We start from the raw sequence: 22,333 nt of genomic DNA on the forward strand, positions 1-22,333 counted from the left end.
AGACAGCCGGCAGTTTACCGCCGCCGTTTTTTTGTCAGGAACACCAACGCTGCCGCAACTACCGATGCCGCGGCCAGGCCATACAGCCCGCCCTGGATCGACCCGGTCTTTTGCTCCAGATAGCCAAAGGTTGCCGGCGCAACGAAACCGCCCAGATTCCCCAATGAATTGATCAGTGCGATAACGCCAGCCGCGATCCGGGCGTCCAGGTAACCTTGGGGAATAGGCCAAAAAAGTGAAGAAGCCGCCTTGAATCCTATCGCCGCGAAGCAGATCGCCACAAACGCAAATACGGGCCCGCTCGTGGTTGACATGAACATCCCGCAAGCCGCGACCACCAGCGCTATCGCCACCCACATCTGCTGATGCTTGAAGCGTGCCGCCAGGGAAGCGAAAATGTACATTGCAACGATGGAGATCAGCCAGGGTATGGAGTTGAACAGGCCGATCTGGAAATCGCTGAAATGCCCCATCTTCTTGATGATGCTTGGGAGCCAGAACGTCGCTCCATAGATGGTCAGCTGGATCGCAAAATAGACGAAACAGAAAAGTGCGATGCGGCCATCTTTCAGCAATGCAAGTGAACTCACATGTTTTGGCCGGTTGGCTTCACGCTCTTTTTGTTCGGCGTCGATGACCTCCGCCAAGGCCTTGCGCTCGGAATCGGTCAGCCATTTTGCGTCGCGCGGATGGGAGTCGAGCCTGAACCAGACTACCAGGCACAGGACAATCGATGCGGCGCCTTCGATAATGAACATCCATTGCCACCCGTGAAATCCGCCGCCTTCGATCTGCAGCAGTGCACCGGACAACGGGCCGGAAATCACGGAAGCCAAAGCCGAGCCGCTGAGAAAAATCGCCATGGCTTTCCCGCGTTCGCTGTTCGGCAGCCACTGGGTAAAGTAATACACCACGCCTGGAAAGAAGCCGGCTTCCGCAACGCCCAGCAGCAGCCGCATTACATAGAACGAAGTTTCACCGGTAATGAATGCCATTCCGGTAGCCACGACTCCCCATGTGAACATGATGCGCGTCAGCCAGGCCTTGGCCCCGAAACGCTGCTGCAGGATGTTCGAAGGCACCTCGAATACCGCATAGGCCACGAAAAACAGGCCGGCTCCAAGCCCGAACGCTGCCGCGCCTATGCCAAGGTCCGTCTGCAAATGAGAACGGACGAAGCCGATATTGACGCGATCTATATAGTTTGCGATAAACATGACGACGAACAGGGGCAATATCCGCCATTTCACTTTACTGACCGCAATGTCCAGTTCGCTCCGGACATTGCTGCCAGTTGCATCGCCGCCCTTGGCGCCCGCAGATAGAAGTGCACTCACCTTACTGTCTCCTCGAATTCGATTTGCCGGACCTGTTATATTTTTAGCGGGCCAGCATTTTGTTACTGAAATAGATGTCTGTCATCGTACAAGTAAAAATATCGATCGACAAGATTCTTTTTAAGGCATCACCCAAGAAAATAAAGCAGCGCCGAGTCAATTTGCTAACATTTGTATCGGATCAGGTTGCTATGTGCCGGTTTTCAGCCCATCCGACTGCCAAGAGCAATTCATTATGTTGTCTGTTGTCATACAATATGGTTATTTGAACGCATATTGATCGCGGCGAGGCTGGCGCTTGCTGTATCAGTCTCATCCCAATACTATTGTCGGCCACGGCATCCCGGCCATGCGCAAACATCCGTTCCGATCAGCTTCCTTTTAGCGGCCCGGCTTTACACAAAGAACCGCCATGCAACCCACCCATATCCTGCTAGCCTTGTTGACCGTCACGATCTGGGGCATGAATTTTGTCGTGATCAAGATCGGCCTGGCAGGCTTGCCGCCGCTGCTGTTTTCGGCGCTGCGTTTCGTGTTTGCCGCGCTGCCGCTGGTGTTCTTCATCAAGCGGCCGGCAATTCCCTGGCGCTACCTAGCCGGTTTCGGCCTGTTCCAGTTCGCCCTGCAGTTTTCCTTGCTGTTCTCGGGCATGCAGCTGGGCATAGGCGCCGGCCTGGCGTCGCTGGTGATCCAGCTGCAGGCGTTTTTCACGATCGGCCTGGCGGTGCTGCTGCTGGGCGAGCGGCCGCTGCTGACGCAGTTGCTGGGCGCGCTGGTGGCGCTGGCCGGCATCGTGCTGGTGGCGACGCACCTGGAAGCGCAGGCCACCGTGATCGGCTTCCTGCTGGTGATCGGCGCCGGCCTGAGCTGGGCCAGCGCCAATATCGTCACCAAGAAAATCGGCAAGGTCAATCCGCTGGCGCTGATGGCCTGGGGTTCGCTGATGGCGGCGCCGCCTTTGCTGCTGGCTTCGGCCGTGCTTGAAGGGCCTGCCGCCTGGCACGTTGCCTTTGCCCATTTCGGCTGGACTTCGGCGGCGGCGGTGTTCTACCAGTCCTATCCGAACACCATCATCGGCTACGGCATCTGGACCATCCTCATGCGCAAATACCCGGCCGCCACGGTAGCGCCGTTCTCGCTGCTGGTGCCGCTGGTGGGCATGCTGAGCGCCGCCGTTTTGCTGGGTGAATCGCTGCAGTGGTGGAAAATCGTCGCTGGCGTGCTGGTGCTGGGCGGCCTTGCCTTGAATCTGTTCGGCGGGCGCCTGATGCTGGCGCTGAAGGCCAGGGCGTGAAGCGTTTCAGGCCGGACGCTGCAAGCCCTGTTCGACCGCTTCCAGGAACAGCCTGACCTTGGACGACAGGTAGCGGTTCGGCAGGTAGATGCCGTACAGCCGGCGGCGCGGCAACGGCGCATATTGCGGCAGCAGCTTGACCAGCTTCTTTTGCGCCAGGTCGGCGCCGATCATGTAGTCCGGCAGCAAGCCTATGCCCATTCCGCGCAGCACACACTCGCGCAGCCACACGCTGTTATTGCAGTTGATGCGCGGATCGATGCCGATTTCATGGCGCTGCCCCGGCTTGCCGCCGAGCTCCTCGAACTGCCACACGTCCTTGGCTGACATCACGTTATCGGCCAGGCAGTCGTAGGCCGGCAGTTCGGCCAGCGCCTGCGGCTGGCGGCGCGTGGCAAAATATCCGGCGCTGCCGACCACGCTCCAGTCGATCTGGTGCAGCAGGCGCGCATGCACATTCTCCGGCGGCGTGGTGGCGATGCGCAAGGCGACATCGATGCCGCGCTCGGCCAGGTCGAAGAACAGGTCGGACAGCGTCAGCTCCAGTTCGATCTCCGGGTGCTGCCGCATGAAATCGCAGATGATGTCCGGCAGGCAGGCATTGGCGAAATTGGCCGGCGCCGTCACCCGCAAGATCCCCTGCGGCGAATCCTGGCGGCGCAACACCTCCTGCTCCGCTTCCGCCACATCCGACAGGATGGTCTTGCAGCGCCGGTAAAACAGTTCGCCGGCTTCGGTCAGGCTGAGGCTGCGCGTGGTCCGCTGCAGCAGGCGCACCCGCAGCTCGCGCTCCAGCGCGCTGACCTGTTTGCTGATGTGCGAATTGGACACTTCCAGCCGTGCCGCCGCAATCGAAAAGCTGCCGTGGTCCGCCACGGCGGCGAACGCCACCATTCTTTGCAAATCGATCATATTTTTTATGTGGAAATAATGATTTTATAAAAACCGATTTAATCATCATACAGAAACAATAGACTTGCTTCATCCTTCCCTTACGGAGCAATTCGACATGCAACCTACCGATATCCTGCTTGCTGTACTGACCGTCTCCATCTGGGGCTTCAATTTCGTCGCGATCAAGATCGGCCTGCAGGGTTTGCCGCCTATCCTGTTCTGCGCAATGCGCTTTATCTTCGCGGCGCTGCCCCTAGTGTTTTTCATCAAACGGCCGGCGATTCCCTGGCGTTTGCTGATCGCCTACGGCGGCTTGCAGTTCGCCGGCCAGTTTTCCTTGCTGTTCTATGGGATGAAGCTGGGATTTGCACCGGGCCTGGCGTCGCTGGTGATGCAGTTGCAGGTTTTCTTCACGGTCGGACTGGCGGTTCTCGTCCTCGGCGAGCGTCCGCGCGCGGCGCAGGTTGCAGGCGCCCTGATCGCCTTTGCCGGCATGGGCCTGGTAGCCGCGCACCTGGACGGCGCCGCTACCGTCACCGGCTTCCTGCTGGTGGTGGGCGCCGGCCTCAGCTGGGCCGCCGCCAATATCGTCACCAAGCAGATCGGCAAGGTCAATCCGCTGGCGCTGGTGGCGTGGGGTTCGCTGCTGGCGGCGCCCGGCCTGCTGCTGGCCTCGCTGGCGATCGAAGGGCCGGCAGCCTGGCAGGATGCCGCCGCCCGCTTCAGCTGGATCTCGGCCGGCGCCGTGCTGTTCCAGTCTTATCCGACCACCATTCTCGGTTTCGCCATCTGGTCGACCCTGATGCGCAAATACCCGGCCGCCACGGTCGCCCCGTTTTCGCTGCTGGTGCCGGTGGCCGGCATGCTGAGCGCGAGCCTGGTGCTGGGCGAAGCGCTGCAGCCATGGAAAATCATGGCCGGGCTGCTGGTGCTGTGCGGTTTGCTGCTGAACCAGTTCGGCGGGCGCCTGATGCTGCTGGTGAAAGCGGCTAGGCAATAAGGACAATGCTCCTTCAGGTTGCAACAATCCGCGCACCATAAAATCCCCGCCTGAGGAGCCAAGACCATGACAGCGCATAGACCGCCACAAATGTGAGGCGACTCTCAGATAGTCCGAAATAAAACTACATTTTTCGGACAAATTCTTGAAAAATGTCCGAAAAAGATATATAAATATCGGACAGGAGAAATAATGTCTGCTCTTAAACCCCACATTTCGGCACTGATCGAAGCAGCTGGCCCTGGGCAAGTCTGGGTACCAACCGATTTTGCACAACTGGGCAGCCGTGATGCCATCGACAAGACCCTGCAGCGCATGGTGCGGGCAGGAGAGTTGCGTCGCATCGACAGAGGCCTATATGACCGGCCCAAGCTGAACAGCCTGACCCAGCGCCCCACGTCTCCCGACTACCGTGCGGTAGTGGAAGCTATTGCCCGCCGGGATCAATTGCGCCTGCTGGTCGACGGCATGACCGCCGCCAATGACCTTGGCCTGACCGATGCGGTACCGGCTCGCGTCACCATCCATACCGACACCCGCCGTCGCACAGTGCAACTAGACAAGCTAGTCGTTGAGTTCAAGCAGACGGCGCCCAGCCGCCTTTACTGGGCGGGACGTCCAGCCATGCGCATCGTACAGGCGTTGTACTGGTTGAAAGACACATTGACTGCGGAGCGTTCTCTTGTCCTGAACAAATTGTCCAAGGTTCTGGACGATCCTGTACACGGCGCTGCGATCCGCCGCGATCTGCGCGAGGGCTTCAGCTTGTTGCCGGCGTGGATGCAAAGCCTGGTCCGCGAACTCCCCGGGTGCGCCTCGCAGGCGACACGTCAATCTCCCGGCGCTGAAAAGCCGTCATCAGTGCGTCGCCGCACTGTCAAACAGGTGGACGCGCATTGAATCCGGCATTCCATACCGTCATCACCGCCAGTGATGACGAGCGCCGAGATTTGTTTCTCGGCGCTGCAGCCCGTCTTGGCACAGCGGTCCAGAATGTCGAAAAGGATTTCTGGGTCTGCTGGGTGCTGGACGCACTGTTCAACGGCCTGGAGAACGACGGGCCCCGACTGCTGTTCAAAGGCGGCACCTCGCTTTCCAAGGCTTTCGGCCTCATCTCGCGCTTTTCCGAAGACATCGATATCACCGTGTTCCGTGATGATTTGGGACAAGGTGCAGAGGCTGCCGATCTGGATGCGCTGAGCGGGAGGAAGCGCCGCGCACGTCTCGCAACCATCCGCGATGCATGTCAGGGCTATATCGCCGGGCCGTTGACCGCGCAATTCGTCCAGCTCGCATCATCTGTCATTCCCGCAAACCGTTTTCGGCTGGAACCCGACCCCGACGACAAAGATGGTCAAAGTCTGCTGTTCTGGTATCCCGCGGTCACGGTTACTGCCGGCGATTACATCCGTTCAGCCGTGAAGATTGAGGCCGGCGCCAAATCTGCCCTCGATCCGCATGCCGCAGCCACCGTCACGCCGTATGTCACGCAAGATCTTCCCGACCTGGACCTGACCGTGACGAACGTTACCACCGTGAATCCCGAACGTACTTTTTGGGACAAGGTCATGATCTTGCACGGCCTCCGCCAGTGGCACGACCGTCGAGGCGAGTTACGACACGGCGGGCAACGCGTTTCTCGTCACTACTATGACGTGCATCAACTAATGCAGGCGCCGCTGGCGGCCGCATGGCAATCCGATCACGCGCTGGCGATCGATTGCGCCCGCCATGCACGACTGTTCTTCGGCAGTGCCGATTTGGGACTCGATATTGCCGCACCAGGCACGTTCACGCTGGCGCCGAGCCTCATGATGCGAGATGCAATTGAAAGAGATTACGAAGCAATGACTGGCATGATCTTCGGCCACATCCCACAACTTGATGCGATACTGGACAGCGCAGAACGCTTCGAGCAGATCGTCAACGGCGCAGGCCCACTCAACCCGCTGTAGCGTAGCTCGTACAGATCAGCCAAATTTGGAACTGATATTCCATGAAATAAAAAAACGCACCGGAGTGCGTTTTTTTATTAAACCCGGGACAAATTACGCCGCGACGGATTTCTTGTAAGACTCAACGCCAGACAAGATTTCCTTGCGCGCCTCATCCGGACCGAACCAGCCGTCGATCTTGACCCATTTGCCCTTTTCCAGGTCTTTGTAGTGCTCGAAGAAATGCTGGATCTGCTTCAGGCGCAGTTCATTCATGTCTTCCGGCTTTTGCCAGTGCGTGTAGATGCTCAGCACCTTGTCTACCGGCACCGCCAGCAGCTTGGCGTCCTGGCCGGCTTCGTCCGACATCTTCAGGACGCCGATCGGGCGGCAGCGCACTACCACGCCTGGGAACAGCGGGAACGGAGTGATCACCAGCACGTCGACCGGATCGCCGTCGTCCGATAAGGTTTGCGGGATATAGCCGTAGTTGCAAGGGTAATGCATGGCAGTACCCATGAAACGGTCGACAAAAATCGCGCCGGATTCCTTGTCGACTTCGTATTTGATCGGATCGGCATTCATCGGGATCTCGATGATGACGTTGAAATCGTTTGGCAAATCGCGCCCGGCCGATACTTGATTCAGACTCATGGTGTGCTCTCGTCAATAATTAAAAATGCGCTACAAAAACCTTCTCAGCCCGAAATTATAACGGCTCAAAGCCCTATCGTGCGATGCAACATCGACTTAGTTGCCGCCTTGGTTGCCACAACGACAGCTATTTTTCCCTAATGAATAACCGCAAGGCAAGAATCTTGCAAATATTCCGGCTTTGACTTATATTTCAGTAATTACTGAAAATTCAAAACATCATGAACCCTCCCAACGCCGCCCCACCCCCAAGCAACCCGCTTACCCCCCTGACGCCTTTGACCCAGCGCTTCATCTCGCATTTCGGCGAAATGGGCAGCCGCTGGGGCATCAACCGCACCGTCGGCCAGATCTATGCGCTGCTGTACGTGCTGGGCCAGCCGCTGAACGCCGACCAGATCGCCGACTACCTGACTTTTTCGCGCTCCAATGTCAGCATGGGCCTGAAAGAACTGCAGTCCTGGCGCCTGGTCAAGCTGCTGCACCAGCCGGGCGACCGCCGCGAATACTTCGAGCCGCCCAAGGATATCTGGGACATTTTCAAGACCCTGCTGGAAGAGCGGCGCCGGCGCGAGATCGAACCGACCCTGTCGATGCTGCGCGACGCCTTGCTGGAAAACCCGGCCAACGACACCGACAAACAGGCGCAACAGCGAATGCGCGAGATGTACAATCTGATCGAACTGTCCAGTTCCTGGTTCGACGATGTGCAACGCTTGTCGCCGGAAACCCTGGCGTCGCTGATGAAGATGGGTTCCAAGGTCAAGAAACTGCTGGATGTGCGCGACAAGTTCCGCGTCGGCTCCGGCGGCAGCAAGAGCCACCACGATCACCCCGATGTGCAGCTGACGGTTCAGCTAAAGGAATAGACGCATGCAGTCTTTCTCCGCAAAAAAAAGATTCACCCGGCTGCCGCTGGCAGTCGAAATCACCCTGATCCTGATCGTCAAGATCGCCCTGCTGACGCTGCTCTGGAAAGCCTTCTTCTCTGAGCCGCAAACCAAGAAAATGCGCATGCCGACCGACCTCGTCGAGCAGCATTTCCTGAGCCGGCCGCCGGCCGTATCCTCATCTCCCTCTTCTTCCCACCCTTCCCCTCCGGAGACCCGCCAATGATCCCTATTGATGAAGTCGTCGCTCTGTCCCGCCTGCAGTTTGCGGCGACCGCGATGTTCCATTTCCTGTTCGTGCCTCTCACGCTAGGGCTGGCCTGGATCCTGGTCATCATGGAGTCGGTGTATGTGATGACCGGCAGTCCCATCTATAAAGACATGACGCGTTTCTGGGGCAAGCTGTTCGGCATCAACTTCGCCATGGGGATCGCCACCGGCATCACGCTGGAATTCCAGTTCGGCACCAACTGGTCCTACTACTCGCACTATGTCGGCGACATCTTCGGCACGCCGCTGGCGATCGAGGGCATGATGGCCTTTTTCCTCGAATCGACCTTCGTCGGCCTGTTCTTCTTCGGCTGGGACCGCCTGTCGCGGGTCCAGCATCTGTTGATCACTTTCCTGGTGGCGCTGGGCTCGAGCCTGTCGGCGCTGTGGATCCTGATCGCCAACGGCTGGATGAACAACCCGGTCGGCGCCGAGTTCAACTACGAAACCATGCGCATGGAGCTGACCAGCATCGTCGACGTCATCTTCAATCCGGTGGCCCAGGTCAAGTTCGTCCATACGCTATCGGCCGGTTATGTCGCGGCGTCGATGTTCGTGCTTGGCATCTCCGCCTACTACCTGCTGAAAGGGCGCGACACCGCGTTTGCGCTGCGTTCGTTCGCGATTGCCGCCGGTTTCGGCCTGGCTTCGACCTTGTCGGTGATCGTGCTCGGCGACGAATCCGGTTATACCGCTGGCGAAGTCAACAAGGTCAAGATGGCGGCGATGGAAGCCGAATGGCATACCGAACCGGCGCCGGCCGGCATCACCGTGTTCGGCTGGCCCAACGAGAAGGAGCAGCGCACCGATTTCGCGTTCAAGATTCCTTACGTGCTGGGCCTGATCGGCACCCGTTCGGTGGACAAGCAGATCACCGGCATCCACGACCTGAAAAAAGAACATGAAGTGCGCATCCGCAACGGCATGCTGGCGTATGCCGCCCTGACCCGCCTGAAAGGCGGCGACAAGTCGCCGGAAGCGGTAGCCGCCTTCGACAAGCTGAAAGACGATCTCGGCTACGGCTTGCTGCTGAAGAAATACACGCCGAAGGTGGTCGACGCCACGCCTGAGCAGATCGCCATGGCGGTCAACGACACCTTTCCCAAAATCGCGCCGATGTTCTGGTCGTTCCGGCTGATGGTCGGCCTCGGCATTCTGTTCCTGTTCATCTTCTCTTGCTCGTTCTACTTCCTGATCCGCAAGAAACTGGCGAAACAGCGCTGGCTGCTGCGCCTGGCGGTGTACAGCATCCCGCTGCCGTGGGTGGCGATCGAACTGGGCTGGCTGCTGGCCGAATACGGCCGCCAGCCGTGGACCATCTCCGGCGTGCTGCCGACCCATCTGTCGGCTTCGACCCTGCAACCCGGCAGCCTCTACTTCAGCCTGGCAGGTTTCCTCGGCTTCTATGGTTTCCTGTTCATCATTGAAATGATACTGATGGTGAAATACGCCCGCCGCGGCCCGAGCAGCCTGCATACCGGCAAGTACCACTGGGAACGCCTGGAAACATCAACTACCGGCTCCACCGCCAAGGCATAAGGAGAAACCGCCATGTTCGATTATGAAACCTTAAAGATCATCTGGTGGGGCTTTGTCGGCGTGCTGCTGATCGGCTTCGCCCTCACCGACGGCTTCGACTTCGGGGTCGGCATGATGCTGCCCTTCATCGGCAAGACCGACGGCGAACGACGGGTCGTCATCAATTCCATAGGCAGCACCTGGGAAGGCAACCAGACCTGGTTCATCACCGCCGGCGGCGCCATTTTCGCGGCCTGGCCGCTGGTGTACGGCGCGGCCTTCTCCGGTTTCTACGTCGCCCTAATGCTGCTGCTGTTCTCGCTGTTCTTCCGCCCGGTCGGCTTCGACTACCGCAGCAAGGTGGCCGATACGCGCTGGCGCAATGCCTGGGACTGGGGCCTGTTCGCCGGCGGCTTCGTGCCGCCGCTGATCTTCGGCGTGGCCTTTGGCAACCTGTTCCTCGGCGTGCCTTTCCATTACGACGACACCATGCGGGTGGAATATACCGGCAACTTCTTCCAGCTGCTCAATCCGTTCGGCCTGCTGGCCGGATTGCTGAGCGTAGCCATGCTGCTGATGCACGGCGCGGCCTACCTGCAAGTGAAGACCGACGATGTGATCGCACAGCGCGCCCGCAACGTCGCCAAGATCGCCGGCCTGGTTACCGCCGCGCTGTTCGTCGCCGGCGGCTTCTGGGTCGCCTACGGCATCGACGGCTATCGCATCAGCGCCATGCCGGACATGAACACTGCCTTCATGCCGACCGCCAAAACCGTGACCACGGTCGCCGGCGCCTGGTTCGACAACTATGCGCACTGGCCGGCAATCTGGGCCCTGCCGGTGGTGGCGGTGGCGGCAGCATTGCTGTGCACGGCGTTCAGCAGCGCCAACAAGGCCATGGCGGCATTCCTTTCCAGCGGGATCAGCGTCACCGCGGTGATCCTCACCGCCGGCGCATCGCTGTTCCCGTTCATCATGCCGTCCTCGCTCGATCCCAACAGCAGCCTCACCATCTGGGATGCGGTATCGAGCCACAAGACGCTGGGCATCATGTTCTGGGTGGTGGTCATCATGCTGCCGATCATCATGCTCTACACCACCTGGGTGTACCGGGTCATGCGCGGCAAGGTCACCCTCAAGCATATCGAAGACAACGAACACACCGCTTACTGACAGGACAAGGGAGAAACTTATGTGGTATTTCGCATGGATATTGGGAGTCGGCCTGGCGCTGGCGTTCGGCATCATCAACGTCATGTGGCTGGAAGCCAACTATGCCTTCGGCAGCCGCGATGAAGAAACCACGCGCGAGCGTTTTGAAAGCGCTGCCGCCGAGCACGAAGCCAAGGCGCGGAAAAAATGAACGGGCCAGCCTGCATCGTGGCGCTGAGCGCCAGCGCCCGCTCGCTATTGCCGGGCCATGATTTTGCAGATGCTTACCAGGTCGACGCTGCGGTTTCCGGCCTGACTGCGCGCCAGGCGACGCAAGCCATCGTTACGCATCCGCCGGCCTGGGTCAGGCATCTGGTGAAGACGCGCAACTGCATCGTCAGCCTGTTCCAGCTGAGGACAGTGGAGATCGGCGTCGACCAGCCGCTGCAGCCGACCATAGGCGGCTTCCCGGTCGTCGCCCAGTCGGCCGAGGAAGTTGTGCTGGGATTCGACGACAAGCATCTCGACTTCAGGATCAGCGTGACGGTCAATGCCGGTTCCGACACCGGCACCCTGGTGACCGTCGCCACCGTGGTCAAGACCAATAATTTCTTCGGCCGCGCCTACCTGGCGACAATCATGCCCTTCCACCGGCTGATTGTGCGGCACTTGCTGGAACACGCCAGGTTCGGCCAGGTCAGCTAGCGGCCTCGGCTACACATCCGGTTTCAGCTGCCGTTGCCGCCTCGTCCGCGCCGTCGCCGGCGCTGATGGCCAGCGCCACCTGCTCCAGCTTGGTCACCGCCACATTCAGCGAATCGTTGATCTGCGCCTTGGCGTGCTCGGGCATGGTTTCCGCTATCTGCGCCAAGGCCCCTGCCAGGTCGATTACCGCCAGCGTCAGGTCGGCAATCAGGTCGCGCTCGTTTATCATCGGTCAAGGTCCAGTATCATACGGGGACGGCATTATTACATTACGCGGCCGAATGCAAAACCGCCGTGGAATAAAAACGTCATAAAAAACTCCATTCCTGCTGGAACCTGAATCTTGAATCATCGAACAACACAAACATCGCTGGCCTTGTTTTGCAAGGTGGTCGACAACTACGGCGACATCGGCATCTGCTGGCGCCTGGCGCGGCAGCTGGAGCAGGAACATGGCATCGCCGTCACCTTATGGGTAGACGACCTGGCCAGTTTCCAGCGGATCTGCCCGCAAGTCGCCGTCGATCGCGAACTACAGCAAGTTGGCGCGGTAACAATACGCCACTGGTCCGGCCAGGATGGCGTGTTTGCGGCCGCCGACGTGGCCGACATCGTGATCGAATTTTTCGCCTGCGACATACCGCCCGGTTATATTGCGGCGATGGCGGAGCGCGTACCGCATCCGGTGTGGCTCAACCTGGAAGGACTGAGCGCCGAAGCCTGGGTGGAAGGCTGCCATGCGCTGCCCTCGCCGCAATCGCGGTCCTTGACCAAATATTTTTTCTTCCCCGGCTTCACCAACAAGACCGGCGGCCTGCTGCTCGAATCCGGCCTGCTGCAGCAGCGCCAGGCATTTCAACAGGATCCAGCTGTGATGGCGGCCTTTCTCCGGCAGTTTGGCGTAACACCTGCAGAGACGGCATCCCTGAAAGTTTCGCTGTTCTGCTATCCGCAAGCGCCGGCGCCGGCTTTGTTCGAGGCATGGCAAAACGGCGGCGCGGCGATGACTTGCCTGGTGCCGGAAGGCGTCGCCGTCGACGCCGTCGAAACATTTCTCGGGCGAGCCGCGTTAGCCGGGGCCAGCGCAACCCGCGGCGCACTGACCGTGCGGGTGCTGCCCTTCATTCCGCAGCAAGATTACGACAAGCTGCTGTGGGCCTGCGACCTCAATTTCGTGCGGGGCGAGGATTCCTTCGTGCGCGCCCAGTGGGCCGGCAAGCCCTTCGTCTGGCACATCTACCCGCAAGACGAAGACTTGCATCATGTCAAATTGAACGCATTTTTGCAGTCCTATACGGCCACAACCGAGAACCTGGCCGAATTTTCCCTGAACTGGAACGAAGCCGCCAAAAAAACCGCGGACTGGGCCGCGCTATGGGCGTCGCTGGCAGCCGACATGCCGAAAATTGCCATCATGGCCATGGATTGGCAGCGGCAAATGTTGGCAAATGGCGACTTGGCCTGCAATTTACTGAAGTTTGCCAAAACAGTTAGGTAAGAGGCATGGAAAAATAGGTTAAAATATACGGCTAATTTTTGACGCATTTTAAAAATTCAATCATACGTGGGCTTGCGGCGTTTTTTGCCAGTAGGCTACAGATGATTCTTAAGTAACCTACTTTTTACGTATATTCGCTATGAAACCTGCAAAAGAAATTCGTGTTGGCAACATCATCATGGTCGACAGCAAGCCTATGATCGTCTTGCGCTCTGACGTCAACGGTTCGAGCCGCACGGGCTTCACCTACAAGTGGAAACTGAAGAACCTGCTGACCAACGCCCCGATGGAAAACGTTTTCCGCGGCGACGACAAGTTCGACGTGGTCGTGCTCGACAAGAAACCAGTGACTTATTCGTACTTCGCCGATCCGTTGTTCGTGTTCATGGACGCCGACTACGAACAGTATGAAATCGAAGCAGAAAACCTGGGCGACGCCCTGCACTACCTGAAAGACGGCATGGAATGCGAAGCCGTGTTTTACGACGGCAAGGCAATCTCGGTCGAACTGCCGACCACAATCCAGCGCCAGGTTGTCTACTCGGAGCCGGCAGTCAAGGGCAACACTTCGGGCAACGTCCTGAAAGAAGCCAAGATCGAAAACGCTATCGAAGCCAACCAGCACATCGTCATGGTGCCGCTGTTCGTCAGCTCCGACGACATGATCGAAATCGACACACGCACCAACGAGTTCAAGAAGCGCGCTTAATACTCCCGCCTTCAAAAAAAACGCTGCGGATTCTTCCGCAGCGTTTTTTTTCGCCCGCCCGATATCGAGCGGGGCGCCGCTTATTCGCTCAGGGTCTCGGCCAGGTTCTTGTTGTTGAAACCGAAACTGGCGATCACCGCCAGGCTTGCCAGCGCCAGTCCGCCGCCCAGCCACAGGGTAGACGAGATGCCGAGCGAATCGACCACCACGCCGCCGGTGGACGAACCTACCGCAATCGCTACCTGCACAATGCTGACGAATAACGCGGAACCGGCTTCCGGCAAGTCAGGGGACGACAATTGCAGCCAGATGCTGGCGCACAACGGGATGGCGCCGAACGCCACGCCCCAGGCCAGCACCATCGTCACCACGCCCGCTTGCGATGCATGCAGCAGCGGCAACGCCAGCAAAGCCACCATCAGGATCGCCACCATGGAAAACAGCGAAAGCTGCAGGTTGCGGGAGACGGTGGTCGAGATCGCAAAATTCGAAACGAAGCCGACGAAACCGAAGCCCAGCAGTACCGAAGTAATCGCCGGCAGGCTGAATCCTGCGCTTTGCACCAGGAACGGCGTGACATAGGTGTAGGCGGAAAAGTGCGCGCCAAACACCAGCGCCACCATCAGCAAGCTTTTGCGGATAGTCGCCCGGCCCAGCAATGCGCCCAGGTCGCTGAAGCGAATCGCCGCTTTCGACGGCAGCGAAGGCAGCAGCAGCGCTTGCGCAGCCAGCGCCACGGCGGCCAGCACGCCGGTGGCGATGAACGATGCGCGCCAGGAAGCCAGGGTGCTGATGAAGGTGCCGAGCGGCACCCCGATCACCGTGGCGAAGGTGACGCCGGTCAGTATCATGGCGGTCGCCTTGGCGGCGTGCTCTTCCCGCACCAGCCGCGCCGAAGTCGCCAGCGCCAGCGTCCAGAATCCGCCCAGCGCCGCGCCCAGCAGGGCCCGTCCTAGCAGCATCGTGCCAAAGCCGGGAGCCATCGCCGATATCAGGTTGGACGCCAGCAGCAGCACCGACAGCATCAGCAAGATCAGGCGGCGGTTAATGCGCCCTGCTCCCAGCATCAGCCCCGGCGCCGAGATGGCCGCGATCACTCCCGGCGTGGTCACCATCAAACCGGCGGTGCCGGGCGAAACGCCAAGGTCGTGCGCGATTTGCGGCAGCAGCCCGACCGGCAGGAATTCCGTGGTGACAAACGCAAACGCGCCTATCGCCACCGCCACCACCGACAGCCACGAACGCAAAGGCGATGCCGTGCTGCTGACATGCACGGGCAGGTCGAGAAGGCTGTCGTTTTGCGCGCTGATCGCCGCCATATTTTTTTCCATGTGAAACTCCTGTTCTTTACGCCTGATAGAAATAACCAAAATCGATAAAAATGCAGCCGGCACTGACCAGCCGTGCCGGCTGCCTTGCATCTGGTTTGCGGCAACCCGCCTCGCCGCGACTAAACTGTAATATTTTTTAATACAGTTTAGAATGTAAAAATAGGATCAAAATCGATCCCTTACTCAATCAACCATACCAATTAACTGCGCCAATTAACTGTATATGATTTTTATACAGTTAATTATAAAAAAAACCACTATGCCTCAGTCTTGTCGGCGATCTTGTTGACCAGCTCGGACAATTTTCTTTCCCGCAGGATCTCCAGCAAAGCGCCCTCGACTTCCGACACCACCGGATCCAGCACCATATCCATGCCGCAGCTGACCGGACAACAGAGGTCTTTCGAACGCGTATTGTGCTTCAGCACCGGCCCTTCCTCCACCGCCTGGTAGATCTCCGCCAGGTTGATGTCCGACGCCGGCCGCGCCAGCTGCACGCCGCCGCCCTTGCCTTCCTTGGTCAACACCAGCTTGGCCTTGCTCAGCTTGCGCAGCAGTTCACGCACAAAAACGGGATTGGTATTGACGCTCGTGGCAATGGCGGTGGAAGGCAAAAACACTTCCCCGCCCCTGGTCGCGTACTCGACGCTGACTAAAATGTGTGCCGCCACGGCAAATCGACTCGACTTCATACTGTAATCTTATTCGATACAGATACCCTCAGTCAAGTAACTTTGTAGCATAAGCTTATTCGGATGCGTATTGCCCATCGAGGCCACAGCGCCGACGTCTTCCGCGACGGTGCGCGGACAGGACGCCGGCTGCCGAGATGGGCGATTTACCCGGCCTTGGCCAACATATTGAAAATACTGGAAAAATCCAGCCCGCCGGCGCCGCTCTTGCTGTGGATGTCGTACAGGTTGCGCGCCAGCGCGCCGAGCGGCACGCTGCTGCCAGTGGACAGCGAATTTTCCACCGCCAGCCCGAGGTCCTTGAGCATCAGGTCGACGCCGAAGCCGCCGGCATAGCCCTTGGACGCCGGCGCATTTTCCATCACTCCCGGACACGGGTTGTAGACTTCCAGCGCCCAGTTGCGGCCCGAACTTTTCGCCATGATTTCCGACAGCACCTTGGGATCCATGCCGTTCGCCATGCCGAGCCGGATCGCCTCGCAGCTGCCGATCATCAGGATCCCCAGCAGCATGTTGTTGCACACCTTGACGGTCTGGCCGCTGCCGTTGTCGCCGGCGTGGAAAATTGCCTTGCCCATTTTTTCCAGGTATGGCTTGGCCAGGGCAAAGCCTTCGGCGGAACCGCCGACCATGAAAGTCAGGGTACCGGCGGCAGCACCGCCGGTGCCGCCCGAAACCGGCGCATCGAGCATGGTGAAGCCTTTGTCGCGCGCCGCCGTCGCCACCTTGCGCGCAGCGTCGGGAGCGATGGTCGAGCAGTCGATCAGCAACGTGCCCGGCGCCGCCTGCGCCAGGATGCCGTTGGGGCCGAGGTAGGCGCCCTCAACGTGGCGGCTGGCCGGCAGCATCGTGATGACGATCCTGGCTGCCGCCACCGCGGCCGGCAAATCGCTGCCGGTGCTGCCGCCGCCGGCGACAAACTTGTCGACGCTGGCCGCCAGCAGGTCATGGCCGCTGACCTTGCAGCCGGCCTTCACCAGGTTCAGCGCCATCGGCAAACCCATATTGCCGAGGCCGATAAAAACGATGTCGCTACTCATGTCAAACTCTCCTGTGACTTGTTAGGCTGCGTGCGATCACTTCATGGAAATCGTCGTATTGATCTCGCCGCCGTCCGCATCCGGCGCAAACCAGCGCGCGGTCACGGTCTTGGTCTGGGTCCAGAACTGCACCGCCTGCTTGCCGTTGGGGCCGAGGTCGCCCAGCTTGGAAGCGCGCGAACCGGTAAAGCTGAAATAAGCCACCGGCACCGGGATCGGCACATTGATGCCGACCTGGCCGACATCGATCTCGTTCTGGAACTTGCGCGCGGACCAGCCCGAGGAGGTAAAGATCGACGTGCCGTTGCCGTTCGGGTTGGCGTTGATGAAGGCAATCGCTTCGTCCAGCGTCTCCAGTTCGACCACACACATGGCCGGGCCGAAGATCTCTTGCGTATAGATATCCATCTCGGCGGTCACGCCGGAAAAAATGGTCGGACCGACAAAATTGCCGTCGGGGTAACCGGCCACCTGGCAGTTGCGGCCATCCAGCAGCAGCCGCGCGCCCTGCTCCACGCCCGATCCGATCAGGCGTTCGGTGCGCGCCTTGGCGGCTTTCGACACCATCGGCCCGAGGTCGGCCTTGCGGTCGCTGCCCGGCCCGATCTTCAGGCCGCGCGAACGCTCAACGATTTCCGGCAGCCAGGAACGCGCCTTGCCCACCAGCAGCACCATCGAATTCGCCATGCAGCGCTGGCCGGCGGCGCCGAATGCCGCGCCCAGCAGGTTGTTGATGGCCTGGTCCTTGTTGGCGTCGGGCAGCACGATGCAGTGGTTCTTGGCGCCCATCATGCATTGCGCGCGCTTGCCGGCTTCGCTGGCACGGCGATAGATATGGGTGCCGACAGTGGTCGAGCCGATGAAGGAAATCGCCTTGATGTCGGGATGGTCGCACAGCATGTTGGCCACCTCCGGGCCGCCATGCACCACGTTCAACACGCCCGGCGGCAAACCGGCCTGCTGCGCCAGTTCGACCAGGAACAGCGAAGAAGAAGGGTCCTGTTCGGACGGCTTCAGGATGAAGGTATTGCCGCAGGCGACCGCTACCGGGAACATGAAGCAAGGCAGCATCACCGGGAAGTTGAACGCCGTGATGCCGGCGCCGACGCCGAGCGGCTGGTTGATGGTGTAGACATCGACGCCGGTGGCGGCATTTTCGGCCAGTTCGCCCAGCTGCAGCGAAGTGATGGAGCAGGCGTGCTCGACCACTTCCAGGCCGCGCATCACTTCGCCTTCGGCATCCGGCAGGGTCTTGCCGTGCTCGCGCGTAATCAGCTCGGCCAGCGGCGCGATGTTTTCGCGCAGCAGCTGCTGGAACTTGAGCATGATGCGCATGCGCTGCGCCAGCGAAGTGTTGCGCCAGCTGGCGAAGGCCTGCTTGGCGTCGGCTACCGCGTGGTCGACTTCAGCTTTGGTGGCGAACGGCACGCGCGCCACTACTTCCTGGGTCGCCGGATTGAGGACATCGCGCCATTCGGTGCTGGCCGACTGCACGGTCTTGCCGCCGACATATAGAGGGATGTTAGGGATATTGGTAGACATGATGGCTTCCTCGAACAATTAAAAAATGAACGGTGCCGGCGCCGCGGCGCTGAGCACCCAGTGTGTATTACTTGACCAAGGGACAGGACGCGTCCATCGGTTTGAAAGCCTGCTGTGCCGGGATGGTCGACAGCAGCTTGAGATAATCCCAAGGCGCTTTCGATTCGGCCGGCGTTTTTACCTGGTACAGATACATGTCATGGATCACGCGGCCATCGGGGCGGATGGAAGCATTGCGCATGACGGCGTCATGGATAGGGATCTCGCGCATTTTCTGGGTCACGATTTTCCAGTCGTGCGACTTGGTTGCGGCCGCCGCCTTCAGGTAGTGATAGACGCTGGAATAGACGCCAGCATGCACCATGGTCGGCTTGTTGCCTTTATAGAGCGTTTCGAAACGCTTGGAGAATGCGCGCGTATCGCTGTCGAAATCCCAGTAGAAACCGTCGGTGTAGACCAGGCCCTGGGCGTCGTTCAGGCCCAGCGCATGCACATCCGACAAGAACACCAGCAAAGCCGCCAGGCGCTGGTTCTTGGCGCCGATGCCGAACGAGCGCGCCTGCTTGATCGCATTGACCGTATCCTGGCCGCCGTTGGCCAGGCCGATCACCTGCGCCTTCGAGCTTTGCGCCTGCAGCAGGAACGACGACAGGTCGCTGGCGTTGAGCGGATGGCGGATCGATCCGACCACGGTGCCGCCGAGGCGCTTGACGACATCGCCGGCATCTTTTTCCAGCGACTGGCCGAAAGCGTAGTCGACGGTGACGAAGTACCAGGACTTCTGTCCCATCTTGGTCAATGCCGCGGCGGCGCCGGCTGCCTGCGAGTAGGTATCGAACATCCAGTGGAAACCATTGGGCGCGCATTCGGCATTGGTCAGCACGCCGGTCGCCGGGCCGCTGTACATGGCGATGCCGCCCTTGTCGCGGATCAGGCGCTGCACCGCCAGCGCCACCGAGGAATTGGTCAGATCGGCGATGGCGTCGACCTTGTCGCGGTCTATCCATTCACGCGCCTTGGAAGCGCCGATGTCGGCCTTGTTCTGGTGATCCGCGGTCAGCAGTTCGATTTTCATGCCCTTGCATTCGGCCTTCAGGCAATCCTCGATCGCCATCTTGGCCGCCGCCACCGAGCCCGGTCCGCCCATCGCCGAATACGGCCCGGACATGTCGGTCAGGATGCCGACCTTGTAGACCTCGCCTTCCTGGGCCAGGGCCTGGCTCCCGGCCAGCAAACCCAAAAAAATCACGGCCGAACTACGTAGCAGCAGCTTGTTGCGCATGAGGTCTCCTGTTTTGTAGGGTGGGCATGCAATGCCCACGCAGTTGCACGGGCATCCTTCTGCGTGGGCGCCTTGTGCCCCATCCTATTTTTTATGAATTTCTATATAGACATTCTGCATGTGCATTATTATTGGAACAATAGACAATAATTCACAATGGCTTTGCATTTATGCAAAACAAGGAGAAACAGGTGAAATCGACGAAAGCCATGCTGGATTGGGATAACCTGCGCGTGTTCCTGGAGCTGACGCGCAGCCAGGGCCTGGTGGAAACGGCAAAGAAACTCGGCATAGACCACTCGACCGTGTCGCGCCGCATGCACCGTTTCGAGGAACAGGTCGGCAGCCAGCTGTTCGAGCGCAACAACCAGGGTTACACGCTGACCGCGGAAGGCCACCGGCTGATCGAATATGCGGAGCGGGTCGAGAGCACGGTGTATGCCGCCGCGGAAGAACTGAGCGGCCACAACCGGCTGCTGTCGGGCCAGGTCCGGCTCGGCGCCACCGAAGGTTTCGGTACCTTCGTGCTGGCGCCGCACCTGGCGCATTTCTGCGCGCGGCATCCGCACATCACGGTCGACCTGTTGCCGGTGCCGCGCTTCGTCAATCTGTCCAAGCGCGAAGCCGACATCGGCGTCACCATCGAACGCCCGCAAAGCGGCAATTATGTGGTCACCAAGCTGACCGACTACCTGCTCAAGCTGTACGCCACCCGCTCCTACCTGGAGACGCATGCACCGATCAAGACCTTGCAGGACTTAAATCATCACGCTTTCATCGGCTACGTCGACGACCTGGTGTTCAGCGAAGAGTTGCGCTACAAGGACAATGTGGCGCCGGCCGCCTTCCGCGCCTTCCGCAGCACCAGCGTGATTGCCCAGTACACGGCGGCGCGCAGCGGCCAGGGGCTGGCGATCCTGCCCTGCTTCCTGGCGCAGCAAAGCGACGACCTGGTGCCGGTGCTGGACGGCCAGGCCGATATCCAGCGCGCGTTCTGGCTGGTAGCCGCCACCGAAACCCGCAATGTGGCGCGGGTAGCCGCGCTATGGCGCTACCTGCGTGAAGTGATCGAACCTAACCGGCCGTTCCTGATGGGGGAATCACGCCACATGACTTACTCGGATACAATTGTCTCAGCCTGAATTATTCCATCAACTCGCATCCCGACTCCCCCATGATTTTGACTGGCCCCGAACTCGCCCGCGCACTTGAGCAGGCCGAGGCGACACATTTGAGCCGGCAGGTTGCAGCCTGCCGCCAGCTCGGACACAAGGACGCGCGCGCCATCGCCATCTCCGGCGGCGTCGCGGCGCTCACCGATCCGGCTTTCGGACGCAAACTCAACCATGTCACAGGACTGGGCATGGGAGCGCCGCTGGACTCCGGCGAGCTGGCGCTGCTGGAAGCCGCATACGCCGTCCATGGACTGGAGACGCAGGTGGATGTCTGTCCTCACGCCGACAGCAGCACGCTGGCGGTCCTGGCCGAGCGCGGCTATGCGGCCAATGCTTTCAGCAACACCTACGTGCGCCGCTTGGCGCCGGCGGATGCTTATGCCGCGGCCGGCAGCGGCATAGAGGTAATCGCCGACAGGGTTCTGGTGGAAGCCACATTTGCCGGCGACTCGGTGGCCGGATTTTCGGTGCAGGCGGTAAGTCGCCCCGTCATCTTGCTGGAGACGCTGGCGCGGATTGCCTTGCAGCGGAGCGATACGCTACTGTTCGCCGCGGCGATAGACGGTAAGGTAGCCGGCACTGCCGGCATGAGCCTGATCGAGACGTCGGCGGGACTACTGGCGCATTTGTATATCGCCAGCACGCTGCCGGCATACAGAGGACGCGGGATCCAGCTAGCGCTGCTGCACGCGCGGCTAGCGGCGGCCCGCAGCGCCGGCTGCACATTGGCCAGCGTTACTGCACGGCCGGCGAATACCAGCGCACGCAACACCGAGCGCGTCGGCTTTAGCCTGGCTTACACTAAAACGACTTTCGCCAAGCGCCCGGCTTAAGCTCAGGACTCGTTGATTTCCACCGCGATGCCATCCTGCTGCACCGTGATCGCACCGGGTTCGAAGGTCTTGCCGTTCAGGCGCAATTCTTCGCTGCGGAAGGTATAGATAGGATAATTGTTCAGCACCTGCTGCGCCACCACCGCGCCGATCTGGCTCAGCTGCGGCTTGTATTGGGCGGGCACGTTGCTGAAGTCGATATTGTCGACAGTAGGATTGTCGAGCTGGACGGCGCGCGTCGCGCGGTCGTACTTCAAGCCGCTGCTGAGGGTGATGGCGCCATTCAGCGTCCCTGCCAGCAGCAGAGGACTGACCACGCTGACATTCACCTGCGTCAGCACGCGGTTTTGCGCCGGGTTGAGCGTCAGGTGCGGATTCTTCAGGCCGACATTGAACACTTCCGCATAACGCAGCTGCTGCGGGAACTTGCTTTCGATGGCGGTCTGCAGCTGCTGTTGCGAAAACGTGTATTCGTTGGACCAGATGTTGTAGCCGGCCCAGGCGCCGGCCGCAACCGCCGTCGCGCTCAGGCCCAGCATAGTCTTCACCAGTGTGCGTCGTATTGTATGCATTGTTTCCCGTG

The 22,333-nt window shown here is 59.9% G+C and carries 24 protein-coding genes; 14 read left to right on the forward strand and 10 right to left on the reverse strand.

Going from position 1 to position 22,333, the window contains the following annotated elements; genetic code table 11:
- Window positions 1-14: 14 nt before the first annotated feature.
- Window positions 15-1,271, reverse strand: a complete 1,257-nt coding sequence (locus CFU_RS14205) for an MFS transporter (RefSeq protein ID WP_238531470.1) — start codon at window positions 1,269-1,271, stop codon at window positions 15-17.
- 478 nt (window positions 1,272-1,749) lie between these two features.
- On the opposite strand from CFU_RS14205, the gene CFU_RS14210 reads away from it, so the two are divergent.
- Window positions 1,750-2,631, forward strand: a complete 882-nt coding sequence (locus CFU_RS14210) for an O-acetylserine/cysteine exporter (RefSeq protein WP_014006735.1) — start codon at window positions 1,750-1,752, stop codon at window positions 2,629-2,631.
- Window positions 2,632-2,637: 6 nt separating this feature from the next.
- On the opposite strand, the gene CFU_RS14215 is transcribed toward CFU_RS14210, so the two are convergent.
- Window positions 2,638-3,543 carry a LysR family transcriptional regulator gene (locus CFU_RS14215; protein WP_014006736.1) on the reverse strand — a complete coding sequence of 302 codons (906 nt, stop codon included), beginning with the start codon at window positions 3,541-3,543 and terminating at the stop codon, window positions 2,638-2,640.
- A gap of 97 nt (window positions 3,544-3,640) precedes the next feature.
- Here CFU_RS14215 and CFU_RS14220 point away from each other — a divergent pair, with 97 nt between their 5' ends.
- From CFU_RS14220 to CFU_RS14230, 3 genes are all read left to right on the forward strand, one after another.
- Window positions 3,641-4,525: an EamA family transporter gene (locus CFU_RS14220; RefSeq protein ID WP_041742081.1), complete on the forward strand. Its 885-nt coding sequence runs from the start codon at window positions 3,641-3,643 to the stop codon at window positions 4,523-4,525.
- Window positions 4,526-4,717: 192 nt separating this feature from the next.
- Window positions 4,718-5,425 carry a DUF6088 family protein gene (locus CFU_RS14225; RefSeq protein ID WP_041742082.1) on the forward strand — a complete coding sequence of 236 codons (708 nt, stop codon included), beginning with the start codon at window positions 4,718-4,720 and terminating at the stop codon, window positions 5,423-5,425.
- The gene (locus CFU_RS14230) at window positions 5,422-6,480 is read left to right on the forward strand and encodes a nucleotidyl transferase AbiEii/AbiGii toxin family protein (RefSeq protein ID WP_014006738.1); all 1,059 of its coding nucleotides are present in this window, start codon (window positions 5,422-5,424) and stop codon (window positions 6,478-6,480) included. The genes CFU_RS14225 and CFU_RS14230 overlap by 4 nt, the downstream gene beginning before the upstream one ends.
- A gap of 93 nt (window positions 6,481-6,573) precedes the next feature.
- On the opposite strand, the gene ppa is transcribed toward CFU_RS14230, so the two are convergent.
- The gene (gene ppa, locus CFU_RS14235; protein ID WP_014006739.1) at window positions 6,574-7,113 is read right to left on the reverse strand and encodes an inorganic diphosphatase; all 540 of its coding nucleotides are present in this window, start codon (window positions 7,111-7,113) and stop codon (window positions 6,574-6,576) included.
- A gap of 221 nt (window positions 7,114-7,334) precedes the next feature.
- Between ppa and CFU_RS14240 the strand changes: the two genes are divergently transcribed.
- From CFU_RS14240 to CFU_RS14265, 6 genes are read left to right on the forward strand one after another with little or no spacing between them, the layout of a single operon-like run.
- Window positions 7,335-7,982, forward strand: a complete 648-nt coding sequence (locus tag CFU_RS14240) for a GbsR/MarR family transcriptional regulator (RefSeq protein ID WP_014006740.1) — start codon at window positions 7,335-7,337, stop codon at window positions 7,980-7,982.
- 4 nt (window positions 7,983-7,986) lie between these two features.
- Window positions 7,987-8,229 (forward strand): cytochrome oxidase putative small subunit CydP, encoded by a 243-nt coding sequence (gene cydP / locus CFU_RS14245; RefSeq protein WP_014006741.1) that lies wholly within the window; start codon window positions 7,987-7,989, stop codon window positions 8,227-8,229.
- Window positions 8,226-9,812, forward strand: coding sequence for a cytochrome ubiquinol oxidase subunit I (locus tag CFU_RS14250; protein ID WP_014006742.1), 1,587 nt, complete (start codon window positions 8,226-8,228; stop codon window positions 9,810-9,812). The genes cydP and CFU_RS14250 overlap by 4 nt, the downstream gene beginning before the upstream one ends.
- 12 nt (window positions 9,813-9,824) lie before the next feature.
- Window positions 9,825-10,964 (forward strand): cytochrome d ubiquinol oxidase subunit II, encoded by a 1,140-nt coding sequence (gene cydB / locus CFU_RS14255; RefSeq protein ID WP_014006743.1) that lies wholly within the window; start codon window positions 9,825-9,827, stop codon window positions 10,962-10,964.
- Window positions 10,965-10,983: 19 nt separating this feature from the next.
- The gene (gene cydX, locus CFU_RS23925) at window positions 10,984-11,154 is read left to right on the forward strand and encodes a cytochrome bd-I oxidase subunit CydX (RefSeq protein WP_041742083.1); all 171 of its coding nucleotides are present in this window, start codon (window positions 10,984-10,986) and stop codon (window positions 11,152-11,154) included.
- Window positions 11,151-11,648, forward strand: a complete 498-nt coding sequence (locus CFU_RS14265; RefSeq protein ID WP_041742084.1) for a DUF2867 domain-containing protein — start codon at window positions 11,151-11,153, stop codon at window positions 11,646-11,648. The genes cydX and CFU_RS14265 overlap by 4 nt, the downstream gene beginning before the upstream one ends.
- Here the strand turns inward: CFU_RS14265 and CFU_RS14270 are convergent.
- Window positions 11,641-11,877 (reverse strand): hypothetical protein, encoded by a 237-nt coding sequence (locus CFU_RS14270; protein WP_014006745.1) that lies wholly within the window; start codon window positions 11,875-11,877, stop codon window positions 11,641-11,643. The genes CFU_RS14265 and CFU_RS14270 overlap by 8 nt on opposite strands.
- 114 nt (window positions 11,878-11,991) lie before the next feature.
- Between CFU_RS14270 and earP the strand changes: the two genes are divergently transcribed.
- On the forward strand, window positions 11,992-13,146 hold the full coding sequence (gene earP / locus CFU_RS14275) for an elongation factor P maturation arginine rhamnosyltransferase EarP (RefSeq protein WP_014006746.1): 1,155 nt from the start codon (window positions 11,992-11,994) through the stop codon (window positions 13,144-13,146).
- A gap of 139 nt (window positions 13,147-13,285) precedes the next feature.
- Entirely contained in the window at window positions 13,286-13,855 is a 570-nt protein-coding gene (locus tag CFU_RS14280; RefSeq protein WP_014006747.1) for an elongation factor P, read from the forward strand.
- A gap of 80 nt (window positions 13,856-13,935) precedes the next feature.
- On the opposite strand, the gene CFU_RS14285 is transcribed toward CFU_RS14280, so the two are convergent.
- The 5 genes from CFU_RS14285 to CFU_RS14305 all read right to left on the reverse strand — a co-directional run bounded on the left by CFU_RS14285 (window position 13,936) and on the right by CFU_RS14305 (window position 19,742).
- The gene (locus CFU_RS14285; protein WP_050808597.1) at window positions 13,936-15,186 is read right to left on the reverse strand and encodes an MFS transporter; all 1,251 of its coding nucleotides are present in this window, start codon (window positions 15,184-15,186) and stop codon (window positions 13,936-13,938) included.
- Between the two features lie 257 nt (window positions 15,187-15,443).
- A complete protein-coding gene (locus CFU_RS14290; protein WP_014006749.1) occupies window positions 15,444-15,878 on the reverse strand; it encodes an Rrf2 family transcriptional regulator in 435 nt (144 codons plus the stop codon).
- A gap of 146 nt (window positions 15,879-16,024) precedes the next feature.
- The gene (gene mmsB / locus CFU_RS14295) at window positions 16,025-16,918 is read right to left on the reverse strand and encodes a 3-hydroxyisobutyrate dehydrogenase (protein ID WP_041742086.1); all 894 of its coding nucleotides are present in this window, start codon (window positions 16,916-16,918) and stop codon (window positions 16,025-16,027) included.
- 36 nt (window positions 16,919-16,954) lie between these two features.
- A complete protein-coding gene (locus CFU_RS14300) occupies window positions 16,955-18,460 on the reverse strand; it encodes a CoA-acylating methylmalonate-semialdehyde dehydrogenase (protein ID WP_041743518.1) in 1,506 nt (501 codons plus the stop codon).
- 67 nt (window positions 18,461-18,527) lie between these two features.
- Complete coding sequence (locus tag CFU_RS14305) at window positions 18,528-19,742, reverse strand: ABC transporter substrate-binding protein (RefSeq protein ID WP_041742087.1); 1,215 nt, start codon at window positions 19,740-19,742, stop codon at window positions 18,528-18,530.
- A gap of 209 nt (window positions 19,743-19,951) precedes the next feature.
- On the opposite strand from CFU_RS14305, the gene CFU_RS14310 reads away from it, so the two are divergent.
- Window positions 19,952-20,884: a LysR family transcriptional regulator gene (locus tag CFU_RS14310; protein ID WP_041743519.1), complete on the forward strand. Its 933-nt coding sequence runs from the start codon at window positions 19,952-19,954 to the stop codon at window positions 20,882-20,884.
- Window positions 20,885-20,916: 32 nt separating this feature from the next.
- Window positions 20,917-21,750: a GNAT family N-acetyltransferase gene (locus CFU_RS14315; protein WP_014006754.1), complete on the forward strand. Its 834-nt coding sequence runs from the start codon at window positions 20,917-20,919 to the stop codon at window positions 21,748-21,750.
- A 2-nt stretch (window positions 21,751-21,752) separates the two neighbouring features.
- Here CFU_RS14315 and CFU_RS14320 read toward each other — a convergent pair whose 3' ends face one another.
- Window positions 21,753-22,322, reverse strand: coding sequence for a DUF1439 domain-containing protein (locus tag CFU_RS14320; protein ID WP_050808599.1), 570 nt, complete (start codon window positions 22,320-22,322; stop codon window positions 21,753-21,755).
- Between the last annotated feature and the right edge of the window lie 11 nt (window positions 22,323-22,333).

The sequence above is a fragment of the Collimonas fungivorans Ter331 genome, assembly GCF_000221045.1.
In the GTDB taxonomy this organism is placed as follows: Bacteria; Pseudomonadota; Gammaproteobacteria; order Burkholderiales; family Burkholderiaceae_D; genus Collimonas; species Collimonas fungivorans_A.

Excerpts from the sequence above, each read along its gene's own strand:
- CFU_RS14210 (WP_014006735.1), top strand. The coding sequence starts at position 1,750 with ATGCAACCCACCCATATCCTGCTAGCCTTGTTGACCGTCACGATCTGG.
- CFU_RS14215 (WP_014006736.1), bottom strand. The coding sequence starts at position 3,543 with ATGATCGATTTGCAAAGAATGGTGGCGTTCGCCGCCGTGGCGGACCAC.
- CFU_RS14220 (WP_041742081.1), top strand. The coding sequence starts at position 3,641 with ATGCAACCTACCGATATCCTGCTTGCTGTACTGACCGTCTCCATCTGG.
- CFU_RS14225 (WP_041742082.1), top strand. The coding sequence starts at position 4,718 with ATGTCTGCTCTTAAACCCCACATTTCGGCACTGATCGAAGCAGCTGGC.
- ppa (WP_014006739.1), bottom strand. The coding sequence starts at position 7,113 with ATGAGTCTGAATCAAGTATCGGCCGGGCGCGATTTGCCAAACGATTTC.
- CFU_RS14240 (WP_014006740.1), top strand. The coding sequence starts at position 7,335 with ATGAACCCTCCCAACGCCGCCCCACCCCCAAGCAACCCGCTTACCCCC.
- cydP (WP_014006741.1), top strand. The coding sequence starts at position 7,987 with ATGCAGTCTTTCTCCGCAAAAAAAAGATTCACCCGGCTGCCGCTGGCA.
- CFU_RS14250 (WP_014006742.1), top strand. The coding sequence starts at position 8,226 with ATGATCCCTATTGATGAAGTCGTCGCTCTGTCCCGCCTGCAGTTTGCG.
- cydB (WP_014006743.1), top strand. The coding sequence starts at position 9,825 with ATGTTCGATTATGAAACCTTAAAGATCATCTGGTGGGGCTTTGTCGGC.
- cydX (WP_041742083.1), top strand. The coding sequence starts at position 10,984 with ATGTGGTATTTCGCATGGATATTGGGAGTCGGCCTGGCGCTGGCGTTC.
- CFU_RS14265 (WP_041742084.1), top strand. The coding sequence starts at position 11,151 with ATGAACGGGCCAGCCTGCATCGTGGCGCTGAGCGCCAGCGCCCGCTCG.
- CFU_RS14270 (WP_014006745.1), bottom strand. The coding sequence starts at position 11,877 with ATGATAAACGAGCGCGACCTGATTGCCGACCTGACGCTGGCGGTAATC.
- CFU_RS14280 (WP_014006747.1), top strand. The coding sequence starts at position 13,286 with ATGAAACCTGCAAAAGAAATTCGTGTTGGCAACATCATCATGGTCGAC.
- CFU_RS14285 (WP_050808597.1), bottom strand. The coding sequence starts at position 15,186 with ATGGAAAAAAATATGGCGGCGATCAGCGCGCAAAACGACAGCCTTCTC.
- CFU_RS14290 (WP_014006749.1), bottom strand. The coding sequence starts at position 15,878 with ATGAAGTCGAGTCGATTTGCCGTGGCGGCACACATTTTAGTCAGCGTC.
- mmsB (WP_041742086.1), bottom strand. The coding sequence starts at position 16,918 with ATGAGTAGCGACATCGTTTTTATCGGCCTCGGCAATATGGGTTTGCCG.
- CFU_RS14300 (WP_041743518.1), bottom strand. The coding sequence starts at position 18,460 with ATGTCTACCAATATCCCTAACATCCCTCTATATGTCGGCGGCAAGACC.
- CFU_RS14305 (WP_041742087.1), bottom strand. The coding sequence starts at position 19,742 with ATGCGCAACAAGCTGCTGCTACGTAGTTCGGCCGTGATTTTTTTGGGT.
- CFU_RS14310 (WP_041743519.1), top strand. The coding sequence starts at position 19,952 with ATGCTGGATTGGGATAACCTGCGCGTGTTCCTGGAGCTGACGCGCAGC.
- CFU_RS14315 (WP_014006754.1), top strand. The coding sequence starts at position 20,917 with ATGATTTTGACTGGCCCCGAACTCGCCCGCGCACTTGAGCAGGCCGAG.
- CFU_RS14320 (WP_050808599.1), bottom strand. The coding sequence starts at position 22,322 with ATGCATACAATACGACGCACACTGGTGAAGACTATGCTGGGCCTGAGC.